This window comes from Streptomyces glaucescens, assembly GCF_000761215.1.
In the GTDB taxonomy this organism is placed as follows: domain Bacteria; phylum Actinomycetota; class Actinomycetes; order Streptomycetales; family Streptomycetaceae; genus Streptomyces; species Streptomyces glaucescens_B.
This window is the reverse complement of the sequence record NZ_CP009438.1, coordinates 28,506-42,923: the sequence shown is the minus strand read 5'-3', so window position 1 is coordinate 42,923 and position 14,418 is coordinate 28,506. Positions and strand designations below refer to the sequence as shown.

6 protein-coding genes and 1 pseudogene are annotated in these 14,418 nt (G+C 70.2%); 5 read left to right on the top strand and 2 right to left on the bottom strand.

Going from position 1 to position 14,418, the window contains the following annotated elements; translation table 11 throughout:
• Nucleotides 1-1,538 precede the first annotated feature (1,538 nt).
• Complete coding sequence (locus SGLAU_RS00155; protein ID WP_244315308.1) at nt 1,539-2,018, top strand: lytic transglycosylase domain-containing protein; 480 nt, start codon at nt 1,539-1,541, stop codon at nt 2,016-2,018.
• Nucleotides 2,019-2,536: 518 nt separating this feature from the next.
• Here the strand turns inward: SGLAU_RS00155 and SGLAU_RS33210 are convergent.
• Nucleotides 2,537-2,920 (bottom strand): TnsA-like heteromeric transposase endonuclease subunit, encoded by a 384-nt coding sequence (locus tag SGLAU_RS33210; protein ID WP_244315307.1) that lies wholly within the window; start codon nt 2,918-2,920, stop codon nt 2,537-2,539.
• A gap of 573 nt (nt 2,921-3,493) precedes the next feature.
• Complete coding sequence (locus tag SGLAU_RS00150; protein WP_043497225.1) at nt 3,494-4,489, bottom strand: hypothetical protein; 996 nt, start codon at nt 4,487-4,489, stop codon at nt 3,494-3,496.
• Nucleotides 4,490-5,287: 798 nt separating this feature from the next.
• Between SGLAU_RS00150 and SGLAU_RS00145 the strand changes: the two genes are divergently transcribed.
• The 4 genes and pseudogenes from SGLAU_RS00145 (at nt 5,288) to SGLAU_RS33205 (ending at nt 13,794) form a co-directional block, all read left to right on the top strand.
• A complete protein-coding gene (locus SGLAU_RS00145) occupies nt 5,288-6,919 on the top strand; it encodes a DUF2397 family protein (protein ID WP_244315132.1) in 1,632 nt (543 codons plus the stop codon).
• Nucleotides 6,916-8,289 (top strand): annotated as a pseudogene (locus SGLAU_RS00140) (DUF2398 family protein). The gene SGLAU_RS00145 and the pseudogene SGLAU_RS00140 overlap by 4 nt, the downstream one beginning before the upstream one ends.
• A complete protein-coding gene (locus SGLAU_RS00135) occupies nt 8,282-12,520 on the top strand; it encodes an SbcC/MukB-like Walker B domain-containing protein (protein ID WP_043497223.1) in 4,239 nt (1,412 codons plus the stop codon). The pseudogene SGLAU_RS00140 and the gene SGLAU_RS00135 overlap by 8 nt, the downstream one beginning before the upstream one ends.
• Nucleotides 12,517-13,794, top strand: coding sequence for a DUF2399 domain-containing protein (locus SGLAU_RS33205; RefSeq protein ID WP_078957510.1), 1,278 nt, complete (start codon nt 12,517-12,519; stop codon nt 13,792-13,794). Before SGLAU_RS00135 ends, SGLAU_RS33205 begins: the two co-directional genes overlap by 4 nt.
• Nucleotides 13,795-14,418 lie beyond the last annotated feature (624 nt).

Genomic DNA, 14,418 nt, shown 5'->3' with positions numbered 1-14,418 from the left:
CGACCGCACCCCGCCGTTCGCCCTCCCACCCTCCGCCGGACCGTTCCCCCACTGATCCGCTTCATGGCAGCTGCCGGAGCACTGACCCCCGCCGAAAGGCCCACCCAGGCCCTGCGAGACCACCGGCGCACACAGCTCTCGGCCGTCCCGTGAGCGAACTGGCTGGTACAACTGTCTCGCGGTGACCGTGCACGCTCTGTACGCGTTCAGTGCGCCTCATGCCCAGTGGACGCCGAATTCGTCCCGGCCGTCCCCGCATCGCCGCGTGTGGCTGCAAAGCCCCCGCATCACCGCGCTGCGCGCCGCCCTCCGTCACCGCACGGTGCCTGCACCAGCGCCTGGGGGATCGGACCGCGGCCGTTTGCCCTGCACGAGGGAGCGCACCCCCGACGACGCCAGGCGCGAGGGTGGGAAGCGGCCGGACACGGCCGGCCGGACGCGCACCGCCCAGGAGAGGCCGTGACAGCCCTCGGCTCCGACGGCACACCGAGCACCCCACCCGGACCTCCCGCTGCTCCCGCCCCCGCCCTCATCGGCCCACAACGCCGTGCGTCCACACCACCCGGCCTGCGCCTTTGACTGCACCGGCCGTCCGACGCCGCTGCGGTGCTCCTGCGCCGCCACTGGCCTCCCGCGCGCCGCCGGGCGACGCGACCGCATTGCCGTCGCGGCAACGGCCGAGTTCGCCCGGCACGACATCGCCGGCGCACGCACCGAGCCCAGCGCCGAAACGGCGAACACCAGAAGACGTCACGGACGTAGCCGTCCGAGCAGGCAGCCGACTGCGAGCGCGACGACGGTGATGGCGAGGACACCGATCACGTCCATCACATCCGATGGCGGAGCTGTTGTCCGTGAGCGGTTCTTGCGATCAACGGATGGTGTTCTGGCCGCGCTGATCAGTTCGCGGTGCCTCTGCGGGCTGGGGGTGTGGCGCGACAGGGAACTGCACGGATGCTGGATGCCGAGCTGGGGCGGAGAGCTGGCCTGAAGGTTTGCCTGGCTGGTTGGGCGACCAGGTCGCATCATCTGCGCTGCGCAGAATTCATGCTCGGTGATCGTTGCGTGCGGCGACGCTTGGACGACCATCCTGCATCTGAGGCAGGGCATGCGGTGGGCGGGCCGGCGCACCAGTGCTCAAGTGCCGTTGGCGGACGGATGGGTACACCACTGCGGATCCAGCTGCGGGGTGGGGCAGCGACGCGATGGCTCGATGCCGGACGGCATCGGAGCGCTTCGTGATGTGACCCGTGAGCGCAGCGGAGTGTGATGCCATGGCGGCCCGCACGCACTGGGGGAGGCGGATCGGCGCTCCAGCGCCCTGGATTGAGGCCGGTCCCCACGGGCACGCGCACCTCGGGATGGCAAGACGTCCCCTGTCCAGGCGAGGGCAGGCAGCAGCGGCGAGATGAGCAGGGATGACCAAGCGGCGGACGGCGGCGTCGAAACAACGGTCGCAACCAGTGGACCGCAGTGGCGTTCGGACGCCACCGCTGCGGCCCGGTGGATACGATCCAGCCGACTACGCTGCGTATGTGATGCGCAGCGCGGCGAAGGCCGCAGTGTCGCCCTTGCTCGTGATGACCGTGCTCCACAATGAGGCGTACAAGCCGCACCATCCGCTGCTGGAACGGCTGTGGCAATGGTGGAAGCCCGGGGCGGCCTTCGGAGTGGCCAACATGCACCGCGCGACGTTCGAGCGGGTCCGGGAAACGCACGGCCTGTCCGAGCGGTGGCAAGACCTACGCGACGACCCAGCGCTCGCCATCCACACCGCGGCCCTGCACCTGAAGGACCTCGACCGAAACCTTCCAAAGCGGCACGTACGCCGCTACACCCGCGACGAACTCCTCGCCCTGGGCTACAACACGGGCGAACGCAACATGCAAGCCTTCGCCCGGGGCATTCCGCCGGGCCCTCTGGCACGGTCGTACCTCCGCCGTTTCCGTGCACACCGCAGCCGGGCCGCAAAGGCTCTGGCGGACTGCGGCAGACCAGGCGAAGCCGTGACCGGTTGAACTGTCGCGGCCGTGGACGGCTTCGACCCGCCAAGCCACCGCTCCGCCCGGCCGTCCACGATGTCGTCGCATGCTCCAAGAGCAGTTGTCCGATTCACCGTGCGACGGGAGACGTCGCTCCTACGCGAGCATCAGGGCCCGCTCCGACCGCTGTTGCGCATACCCGCCCGCTACATGTCGGCGAGGGCTGACCGCATGATCCGCACACCGCATGAATGCCTGGCTGCCGTGAACCATCACGCTGGGCCAGCTCATCCTGTCCCGGCCCCGCTTCCCATCCGCACCTCATGACCATCGCATGCCGATGGCGGAGAGCTGCTCGATTGTCGTCGCCCAGTCGTTCTGCGTGGCTTCTGTGGCTACGAGCTGGGGTTTCTCAGTTTTGTGGGTGGTCTTCCTGGTGGGCGGGGTCCTCGGCGGGGATGAGTGCGGAAGTAGCTGTCCGACCTGCGCTTATGCGCTGTGTGCAGGCTGATCGAGCGCTGTCTGAGCTACGACCTCCGAGTAGCGGACCCACATCAGGTAGCGGCAGTTGGGGCAGGCCGTCTCGAGGTCCGCGCTGAGTAACTGCGTGCGTGAAACACCGCAGGCCACGCCGCCAGCGGATCGCCCACCTCCCGCACGGCCTCTACCAGCGGCCGCGGCCGCTCGAAGCACGCCGCCACCGCGTCGCTGCCGACCCCTGCCGCATGACGCGGGTGCCTGAAGCCCGCCAGCCACCGCACACTGGCCGCCAGCACCGGCTCCGGCGGGCCCGCGATGCGGTAGTGCCAGCCCACCGCTGCGGCCGCAGCCTCCATCACCCGCGCTCGTCCAGCAAGGCGCCGGCTGACCCCGCCCCGGCCCGCGCAGTCCACCAGGGCCGCGCTGCCGTCGGACAAGCGAGCCAACAGGTGCGGCACGTGGCCCACTCGGCGCCCGCCCACGGCCCTGCCACACCAGCTCCACCGGGCTGCACGCCAGTGCGGTCACCGACCGCTCGAAGTCCAGCAGCATCACCTGCGTGCGCATCGCGCCGAACCCGTAGTGCACCAAGCGCTCGTCGGTGGCCGACCACCACCAGCCCGGGGCGATCCTGCGCCCCGGACGCACCGGGAAGGGCCGCACTGGCACGCATTCCGCGAGCTCGCACTCCGCGACCTGGAGCCACGGCACTTGCCTCAGGACGCCCCGCGCGTTGAGGAACCGGGCGTCGATCAGTGATGCGTCGACCAGCAGGCGTCGGCGCGCAACCTCCGCAGCGTCTGGTGTGCCCATCCTTTGAACTCCAAGCAGGCTCGCTCAATGTGTCTGCCAGAGTGCAGTGGCTGAAGGGCACCGCTCCTCCCCGAAGGTCGCGCATTCTCGATGTCCCTGTGGTAAAGGGAGCTCGCCCGAGGCGGCCTTATCGCCGCGAGTGACGGGTCTCCCGCCAGCACGGCGGCCGGGGCTAGTCCGTCGCACGGGCAAGCCGGTATCCCTTTACGAACGCCCGATCAGGAGTCGTAGCGCTTTGTCACCACAGCCGTTGTCCCCGCGAGCGCCGCGCCCACCGGCGTCTCGGCCCACTGAGCAAGCAGCAGCGGCTTCTCCTCCACGGACTTCAGCAAGTGCGCGATCTCGTCGGCGTCCGGTACAGCGGGAAGGGCACAGCCGATCACGGTGCTGCCCGTCGCACTGCTGTGCTCCCCGTACTCCTCGTCGGGATCGTCCGGTTCCCAGCGCCCGACCTCGACCTCCCAGCAACCGTCGCCATCGCCAGGCTCCGGCGCCTGGACCGTCATGTAGAAACCGTCGGAGTCGTGCGGCTCGGCGAAGAGCTCGCAGCTTGGGTCGTCCAGTGTGGCCCACATTCCGGTGCACCGGGAGTGCGCTGTGACCAGCACCCGGAGGCCGGCGACAGCCTTCTCCCGCTCTTCCGAAGTGAGCCCTGCCTCACGGCGGTCGAGCCGTTCGCGGGTCTCGTCGCTCAGTGTGTCCATTCCGTCGTCATGTTTCACGAACGGATGGGCGAACTCCCAACAACGCACGTTCTCCGTCTCAGGTCCCGAGGAGGTTCCCGAGAAGTCGTCGAGTGCCGCACGCAACTCGGCTTCTTCCACCTCCAGTTCGGAGCGGATCGCCCGACGGACCGTATCGGGCACGCTCACCAGTGCGTTCTCCAGATCGGCCAGCGCCTGGTGAAGCCGCAGACAGACGTACTCGTACCAGAGGCTGTGGGCGCCACAGAGGAGATCGGCACGGGCGGCAGCCTCTGTCAGTGCCGCAAGGTGCTTGCGCGGGTAGTAGTCCGCACGCTGTCCCCGGCGGTCATGGACGCTGACGGGAACGGTGGCGAAGGCGGAGATCCGATTGAGGGCGTCGACGATCGGAAGGGCAAGGCGCGGGTCGCCCAGGCTCGTCACAGTCTTGGATTCGACGCCGTCCGGACCCTGGTAGGTCGCCAGGACCTGGGTCTTCCCACGGTTGGCGTGCTGAGAGTAGATGGTCAAGGGGACGCCTTTCGCCCGCCCGGCATACGCCGGACAGGAGGGGTGCGCAGGGATGGGAGGAGGTGGTGGCGAGGGTGCTTTCCGACGCTCCGTACCTCAAGGTGATTGGTGGTGGCCCAGGTACTTTCCCAGGCTCCTTGCCTGCCCGCAGGCTAGACGTATCGGCGGTGCGCCACAAGCGATTTTCTCGAGCAACGTGAGTGCGCACCGATGGCGTGGGTCCGCGCGCGGCCGGGTGAGTCCACGCTGACGGGGGCTCATGAGCGATTGAGTCCAGGCGGTATCGACGCCATAGGCGCGGGCGATTGCGTCAAGGCCGTCGGCCGGGCCATGGCGGCAGGGCTCGGAGCTTCCCTGCCGGCTGGCCGTTGTGGAGTGACGAACTCACCAAAAAGTCGAACGTTTTATCGAATTTCTGGGGTGTGGAAGGCACGCCCCTCGACGGCCACGCTTAGGGCTTGGGCTTCATCCCTCAACATGGCTGAATACCTTCCGGTAGCTCCCGGAGACGAAGGCTGCGATTCCAGCCGCCTCAGCGCCGATTCTGCGGGCAGCCCGCTACTTGCTGCCGCGGCTATCGAGGCAGCTCAAGCATGCCAGTGGTGCTGCGCGGTAAGGCGGTTGGCCTGGGGTAGTTCTTGATCACCTCTGTCCGAGGGGGAGGTGATGCATTCTCGTCACAAGCGGCGTAACGGGAGTCCCTTTAATTCGGGCCTTTCCGAGGACGTTGTCAGTGGGGGCATCTACCTTCCATAGGAGGCTTGGACAAGCGCCCTTGGCGTCGTGGATGGGGGAGTGGTGTCACCAGAAGAAGAGAAGCCCGCCACAGCCGACAGCGTGCCCGACGCGCGTAAGGCCGTGGAATATCTGGTGCGGCAGGAGTCCAGCGAATACATCGCGATCATGGATGTGTTGGAGGGGTCGGTGACCGACCTGACGGTTGCCGAGGTCGCGGCAGCGCTGGTGGCTGCCGGAGTGCGCCTGGACGCACGCCTGGTAGAAAGACGCCTGGACGCGCTGAAAGACATGGGTGCGGTTTCGTTCCGGTCGGACACCAGCCACGCCCGCCGGTACGCCGAGATTCTGCCCCGGAACTGGCGCTACACCGCCAGCCCGGCGGGCAGGCACGTCCAGCGTTTCTACCGCCAGGTCCTGGCGGGAACGGTCACCGTGCGGGAAATCCCGATCGTGTCGCTCAGCCGCATCGTGTCCCACCTTGAGCAGCTCGCTGCAGCCCTGGGCGTGGGCGAGCCCGATGCCAGCCTTCTCGACGCTACCGTGCTGGATGCCGTGAGTTCTGTGTTCACCAGCCACGACGACCTCGACGCTGCCCTGGTGGGTGCCGAGGATGGCCTGATCGGTCTCGCCGACCGGTTCGACCTGGACGAGGAACACACCAACGACCTCAAGGGTCTTCTGGTCGACTACGCCACCCGCGTGGCAGTCGAACTCGACTCCGGCTCCGCACGGGCCGCCGCAGCACTCGCGGTGCTGCGGCCGTGGTTCGGCCTGCTGGCCCAGGCGGTCGTCGATGCCTCCCAGGCCCGTGACCTCATCGCCGCGGGTGCCCTCCGCGCCTCCCGCGGCGGACGCGCGGAGGACTGGGACGGACTGTGCGCGTGGTTCGATGCCCGAACCGGACGGGCCGCACGGTTTTCGCTGCGCCTGGTGAGGGCGCTGCCAGGCATGCACGCCAACCTGCGTCGGCTGCACTCCTCGGCAGGCACCGCCTCCACCCGTAGCCGTGCCCTGGCCCTGGCCCGGGCGGTGCTGACTCCGGAGATCGGGGTGCAGATCTTCCAGGCCGCGGTCGGCGACCATTCCTGGCGCAAGCTCTACGGCCAGGCCGATGAGGACGACATGGGCCGCAATCCGTCCTGGCGTGGCGGACCGCAGGTGCCGGTGCCGACACTGCTGCGCACCGCCGGCCGGTCGGGGCCGCGTGGCAGAGGCGCCGCACCACGCGACGACACCGTGGCCAAGGCCCAGGTCGCCGAGGCCCGGGCACGCCGCCAGGCCGGACACCAAAGGGCACTCGCCGAGGTGCTGGCCGCGCTTCCCGGCGAGCAGCTGGACGAGGCAGCCGCCCGGGCCGCGCTCGCCGCCCTGATGGCCGCCGCGCGCGCCGCCGCAACCGGGCCCCGCCGCACCGGCACGAGCGGGGGTCTTGCCTGCACTCTCGTGCACACCGGCTCTGGCACCGGCATCCTGAACGCCCCCACCTGGAGGGTGCTCCTGCCCGGACGCATCCCGCTCTTCCATCGGCCCGGCCAGCGTCCTTCGGCCGCGGCCCTCGCCGCCCTCGCAGGAACGACGACGACGGACGACATCTCGGCGCACGCAACACTGCGCATCACCCCGCACACCGGCCCGAGCACGTCCGACAACGACACCTCCCGCATCATCTCCCGGCAGGAGGGCGCAGCATGAGCGAGGACACGGACCTTCCCGTACGAGAGCCGGAGTCCGCACCGGATCCGGCATCCCCGCCTTCTCCGCAGCGGCGCAGGGCATGGCGCCCCGAGGCCGACGCCGAGGCAGCCGCACTCCTGCGCCGCCTGGCGGCCACCTGCTGGCTCATCGGCGGCCGCGACGACGAACTTATCGCCGCGGTACGCCGCAACGAGCACGCGCTGCGCTCCGCCGTCGCCCGGCTGGGATGGGTCCTGATCGTCGAACGCGACCTGGTCCGCCTGCGCAAGAGCCCACCACCACGCCCCCAGGCGTGGGCCGACCAGGGACCAAATGCCGCCGCCTGCTCCTGGTTCTTCCTGCTGCTGGCTGCCGCCGAGTCGATGCCGCCGCGTACCGCCGTGGGACACCTGGTCACCTAGGCCCACGCCGCCGCTGCCGAGGCCGGACTGCCCGTCCACCATGACATCACGGAACGTCGGGCGATCCTGGCCGCCCTGCACATGCTCGACGACCGCGGTGTGATCGAACGCCTTGACGGTGACCTCGACCGCTACCTGCACGACGAACAGGCCGCTGTGCTGCTGGCCGTCCACCACACCCGGCTGGCCTACGTCATCGCCAACCCCGGCACCCTCGACCCGGCCGCCGACGCGCACGCATGGCTGGAACAGGCACAGCGCGAACCGGACGCCGCCCGCCGGATGCGCCGCGCGCTCGTGGACGACACCTGTGTGCACACCGCGCTGCTGGACGATGCCGAGGCGCAATGGCTGAGCCAGCGTGTGCGCGGCGATGACGGCGGCCCGCTGGCCGACGCGTTCGGGCTCGTCCTGGAACGCCGCGCGGAGGGAGCCGCATTCGTGGTGCCCGATGGGGCCTTCCGTCACCTTGGCGAACTCGGCCCAATGCATTTCCCGGCACCCGGAACCATCGCCCACGCCGCGCTGCTGCTCCTCGACCACGCCGCACTGCACGGCACCGCCGACAACGCCCCCGGGATGGGCTGGCGCGGCCTGGCGGAGGAGGCGGTGGTGGAAGCACTGACGACATTCGGTACCAACAACGCCTCCGGCCGCGGCGGCTGGAGCACCGAGTACGTCCAAGACTCCCTCCTGCTGACCGGCAAAGTACGCGACCTGCTGACCGGCACCCACCTGGCTTGGCTGCCCCCCACCACCCCGCAGGCCGACGGCAAGACGACGCTCATGTGGTGGTTCGCCCCCATCACCGGCCGCTGGGCGGAAGAAGGCACCGCCCAGCCCAAAACCGCCCGCACCGGCCCGCGCCGCGGCACACCCACACCGAAGCGCCCCCCAGCCCTGCAGGAGGGCCTGTTCAGCGCGACCGAGACCGACAAGAACGCGAAGGGCACCCTGCATGAGTGACATCCTCGACCTCGACTTCGCCCTGCCGCCGACGCCCGCACCGTCAGGCAACACCGGTCGTTTCGGCGGGCGCTGGCGGCTGGTCGGCGCCGGGCTGTCGAACGTGTGGCGCTACGGCGACCTGGAATTGCCTGCCGCCTCGGGCCGGCTGTTGCTGCGCGGACCGAACGGGACCGGCAAGACCACCGCCCTGGAAGCCCTGTGGCCCTACCTGCTCGATCTGAACGGAGCCAAACTGGCCGCCGGCAAGGCACGCCCCACCACCCTGAAACTCCTGATGAGCGAAGGCGCCCCTGCCAAGGGCCGCCGCTACGGCTATCTTTGGCTGACGTTCGCAGCCCCAGCCGGCGAACCGGCACCGAACACGCCAGACGGGGCGGCAGACGGCGTCGTCAGCTTCGGTGTCCGGCTGCAGTACTCGCCCAGCTCCACCCCCGCCGTCAGGGTCGTCCCCTTCACTGTGCCGGGCCAGCCGCTGAAGGACCTGGCGCTGCGCGGCCCCCACAACAGCGCCTTGGAGCACGAGGAGTTCTCCGATCGCGTCGAGGCCGCCGGTGGACGGGTCTTTGCCGAGCCCGAGGACTACATCGAAGAGCTGGCCGCCCGCATCTGGTCTACCACCTCCGGCGAACTGAGGCTTCTCGCTTCACGGCTGCGGGAAGTGCGCAATCCCACCCTGCTGGGCGACGTCTCCCCGGCCGCAGCCGCCGACGCACTGCGCCAGTCCCTGCCCGGCGTGGCTGAGGACGTTCTCACCGCCACCGCCGAGGCCCTCGCCGAATCCGATACGACCCGTGAGGCGTTCGAACGCGACGAGCACGCCGCCACCCTCCTCGAGGAGTTCGCCCGCGTATGGACCGGGCACGCCGTCGACGTCACCCGCACCGCCCACACCGCCGCACGCCACGCCCACGACGACGCCAGCATCCGCAAGCGCCGCGTCCAGCAGTGCACCGGCCTGCTGGAGAGCGCGAAGGCCGAAGCCGACCAGGCCGCAGGCGACGTCCAACGGCTCGACAATGCCCACCAGAAGGCTCAGGCCGCCGTTCGCGCCATCGAAACCAGCGATGCCTACCGCTCCCACGGGCACGTCATGGGCCTGCGTAAACGGCTCCGCGCCGAACAGCGCGCCGCATCCAGCAGCTACGACAGCCTGCACACCGCCGCCCAGCAGGCTCGCACCCAGACCAAGACCGGCCAAGACGCCCTCGACGACGCCATCGGTGACATCGAGGACACCCTGGCCGACGCGGAGGCGGCCGGTTCCCCGCCGGTGGCCCTGGAGACCCTGCTCGCCCACCACCCCCGGGCCCGCGTCACCCGTCCGGTCGCCGACCGCATCGCCGATCCAGGACCGGGCATCACCCTCATCCACGACCGCGAAGGCCTCGACCAGCTTGCCACTACGTTGAGGACCCGAGCCCAAGAACACCGATCCACGGCCGACCGGGCCACACTGGTCCTACGCGACCACGACCCCGTCGCGGCGGCCGAAAAGACAGCCGCGACCACTCACCGCACAGCAGCCGGCGCCGAGAGCGCCTACGACGAAGCCAGCCAAGCCCATGACCGCGCCACCGCGGCGGCTCGCTCTGCCGCCCGCCAGGCACTCGCCGAGTTGACCCGGTGGGCACCCGAACACCCCGCTCTGCGGGGCCTGCACGACGAAGCACCCCTGGCCGGGGATGAACTGACCGTATGGGACACGGACGACGTCGAGGCCCTCATCCACGCAGAACCCGCCGCGGTCCGCGACCAGCTCAACACATGGGCCGACCAAGCCCTGCGCATCGGTGAAACCCTCGCCGCCGGTCACGAGAGCGCAGCCCAGCAGCACCTCGCCACCGCAGCAAGCCTCGACTCCACCGCCGCCCAGCACCGCACCGAGGCTCACCACCTGCGCTCGGGACGGCTCCTACCACTGCCGCGCCCCGCCTGGGCCGGGCCGGGCGAGGACGACACTGCACTCGGCAGCCTGCTCGAATGGCACCCCACCCTCGACGACGCGGACGACTACAAGGCCCTGCTGGAGCTGGCCCTTGCCAGTTCCGGAATCCTCGGCGCTCACCTGCACGAGGGCGGCGCCACCACCCACGCCTGGCACATCAGCCCCGCAGGGGCCGTCCAAGAGCACAACCTGACCGCAGTCCTCGATATCGCCCCCAGCCACCCTCACACCGACCTCGCCCGCGCCCTCCTGCAGCGCATCGCCCTGGCCGACACCGCCACCACCTCCGACCGCCCGGACACGCCGGCGCTCGTCGTCGGACGCGACGGCACCTTCACCGCCGGGCCCCTCGCCGCAGACCCCGCCACCGCCCTGCGCGCCGCCAGCAACCAAATCCCGGCCGCCTCACACATCGGCGCCCGCACCCGCCTCGCACGGGCACGAGCCAGGGCAGACGAACTCGACGCCACAGCGCAGGAACTCGAGACCAGCGCCGCCAACGAGCGCCGGCTCGCTGGCGAGCGTCGCCAGCAACGCGACGCCCTCCGGGCCGAAGGACGAGGCTTCCCGCCACGGGACGAGCTGACCACCGCCGAGGCCGAGCGCGCCCGCACCGCGAAGACGGCGCATGAACGCCACGGCGCCGCACGGACCCTGCGCGGGCGGGCCGATGACGCCGCGGCCGAACACACCCGCCTGCGCACCGCCTGGGAGACCCGCGCCCGGAGCCTGGGCCTGCCGGCCGACCCCGGCGGCCTGGCCCAGCTGATCGACACAAGCCAGGCATCCGCCCAGCAGCTGAACGGCTACGCAACCCAGCTGACCACCCGGCTGCTGCCCCGGATCCAGCGCATCGTGGGCGCTCTGCCTGACGAAGCCGCCCTCGCCGAGCGCCTCGCCGAACTCCAGCACACCGCCCAGGACATGCACACCACCGTGCTCGAGACCCAGGCAGAACTCACCGAAGCCCAGTCCCACGGCGACGCCGATGACGCGGCACGCCGCTACGAGCAGGCAACCGCACAGGCCAAGGACCTCCACCAGCAGCTCAAACAAGCCGCAGCGCAGGTCCTCATCGCCGAAAAACGCCTCAGCACCTGCGAAAGTGACCTCACCGCCGCCCAAGAACGCCTCAACGAATCCCTGCCCCTGCAGAAAACCACCCGGGCGCACCTGACCGCACTACTCGCCTGCCCTCCCCTTACCCAGGCCCTCGGCGCCGATGCCCGCCTCACAGCCAAGGACACCGACACCGCCGACCTCCTCACCGCCGTCGACGACCTGCTCGCCGGCCGCCCCACCGCCTCCAAGAAGACCCTCGGCGAGCACTACGACGCCGTCCGTGCCGAACTCGCCCAGACCTGGACCATCGCCCACGACGACTCGCCCGCTGGCATCGAAGAACTCGACACCTTCGTCCTCACCCACGCAGAAACCCACTACGACCCCCTCACCGCCGCCCAACGCGCCAAGGCCCTCGCCGGCCGGGCCAAAGCCGCACTCGACGCCGCGGAAGCGGCTGCGCTGCGCGACTTCGTCATCGGCCGCCTGCCCTCCGCCATCGGCACCGCATGGGCCGCCCTGACCGGCTGGAAGAAGACCGTCAACCGCAAAATGCGGGCGGCCCAGGCATCCTCCGGCGTCGGCGTACAAGTCCAGACCGACCTGCGCAGCGACCTCGACGCCGCCACCCGCACCGTGTATGAGCTGTCCTGCACCGTCGGTGACGCCCTACGCACCGACGCGCAGAAGGAAGAAGTCGGCCAGGCACTGCAGTCCCTGCTGGCCGCCGCGGACGGCTCCACCATGCAAGAACGCCTCGCCGCCGCCGTCGACATCCGCAGCTGGGTCGAGGTTCGCTACCTCGTGGAACGCCCCGGCCCCGACGGGAAGCCCGTCACCGGTCTGTGGGGCTCGCGCACCGGCCTGTCCGGCGGCGAACGGCGTCTGGTCGTCCTGGCACCCATGCTCGCCGCCATTGCCGCCAGCTACGACCGCTTCACCAGCACCGGCCTGCGCCTGGTCCCGCTCGACGAAGTTCCCGCGGAAGTCGACGAGCGCGGCCGCGAAGGACTGGCCCGCTACCTCGCCGAACTCGACCTGGACATCCTGTGCACGTCCTACCTGTGGGACGGCGCACCCGGAGCCTGGGACGGCATCGACGCCCACGACCTCGAAGCAGGCGCCGACAGCACCGTCGTTGCCTTCCCCATGCTCATCCGCTCAGGCCAGGACCTGCCCGGAGACACGGGATCCGCACCCCAGGCCGGAGGAGTGGCATGAGCTGCGCCCTGTGCGAGGGAGCATGCGACGGTGCGGATCTGGCCCCGCTGCTCAGCCCCGAACTCGCATGGCTGTGGAAGGCCATGGCAGCCGTGGCCGACCGGCGCGGAGACGAGTCCCTTACCAGCGGTCCCGCCGTGACAGTGACGGTGCCCGCAGAACCAGTACAGCGGGCCGCCGCGGCCGGTCTCATCGACGGACGGCCCCTGGAACCGGGCCAAAGCCGCCGTGTCAGCCTGGAACGACTGACCACCGCCCTGGCCACCCGCGGTCCCCGCCTTACCCCCGGGGCCGTCGCAGCCCACGCCTGCAACCGGCGGCTGGCGGCAAGCGCCCGCCGCCGTACCCAACAGGCCGTCGCGGCCGACCGCATCCGCGCCCAACTCGAGAGCGCGGCAGCCGACTTACCTGGCCACGTTCGCGATCTCGTCGGCCCAGAAACCGTCTTCACCCGCCTGCGCACCCTGGGATGGGTCACCCGCCTGCTCAATGCGCCGGATCCCGCCGAACTGCTAAGCCAGGCGCTGCACGTTGCCGCGCGACTGCCTCCGCCGGGGCGGCGTATCGACCGCCGCCTCCTGGTATCCGGCAATCCCCACGCACTTGATACGGGCGCACTGCCCGCACTCGTGCTGGCCCTGACCGGATCCTCCGGTACCCCAGTGCGTTCGGGCTGGGCACGTCTGGGGGTGGACTGCGACGATCTGCTCGGCGGGCTCATCATCACCGGCGTCACGCCCCGGGGGTGGCGGGTCCCGCCCGGTGCCACATTCACTCTGCCGCCCCGCGAGCTGGCCCATATCGACTGGGAGCCTGCCGAGACCACCGGAACGTGGGTCTTCGTTACCGAGAACCCCTCCGTGCTGGCCGCAGCCAGCACCCAGGCCTTGAACCGGGACAGCCTCGTGAGACCACGGGTGATCTGCACCGCCGGCACACCCTCCCAACGGGAATGCGAAGCCATTGGCGCTCTGGCGGACACCGGATGGAACATCGCCGTCCGCGCTGACTTCGACCAGGCCGGCCTGGCACACATGCGTGCCCTCCTGGCTGCAGCACCTTCCGCGGTTGCGTGGCGGATGGGCGCAGCCGACTACCTCGCGGCCGTCCCCGAGGGCACTGACGTCCTGCATCTGCAGGGCTCAGATGCTCCCTGGGACGGCCACCTGGTACCCGTGATGCGCAAACACTCTGTGCCGGTCTACGAGGAGGATCTGCTTCCCGCGCTGCTAGCCGACATCACGGCCGGTGCACCGGGCTCTTGTGCTCTGTGACGTCCGGTAGCTCCGAGAACTGACAGGACCTTGCAGTGAGAAGCGACATCGCGACAGCGACCACTCTTCGGGTTGCTGGCGGGTGGTGAGCGGCAGGCGGGGCATGCCTTGGCGCTGCGGGGGCCGTAACGGTGGGTGGGCTCGGCGCACAGCATGCAGGGCCCAATCTCCCAGGGCGGGCATTCCAGCTCGGCCGCGACGACGAGCCGCTCGCGGTGGACAGGTGCAGCGCGATGGGCCGGTCTGGCTCCAGCAGTGTCTAGTCGGGGGCGTGGTCGAAGGTGTGCAGTTCGGTGGTGGAGGCCGTCCCCGCGCAGGGCACGGGCTGCTGAAGGGCGGGCGTTGTTTGCCGTAGCGGCATGAGCCGCCGAGCTGCGCTTCGGCGTAGGTGACCGGTTCGTCGTCGGCAGGGATGCTTTCGGGCGGGGGGTCCGTCTCACCGGTGATCTCTGTGATCTCGCGCCAGCGCCGCACGTCGTGTGCCGAGGTGGACTGCGCGTCTGCCGGGGGGAGCGGAGTCGACCGGACAGCTTCGCCTGGGACGCACGGCAGCGTGACCGATCAGCGCTGCGTCCGGGAGGCCGCCGCAGTGTCGTTCCAGGCACGGTGCGAGAGGTTGCGAAA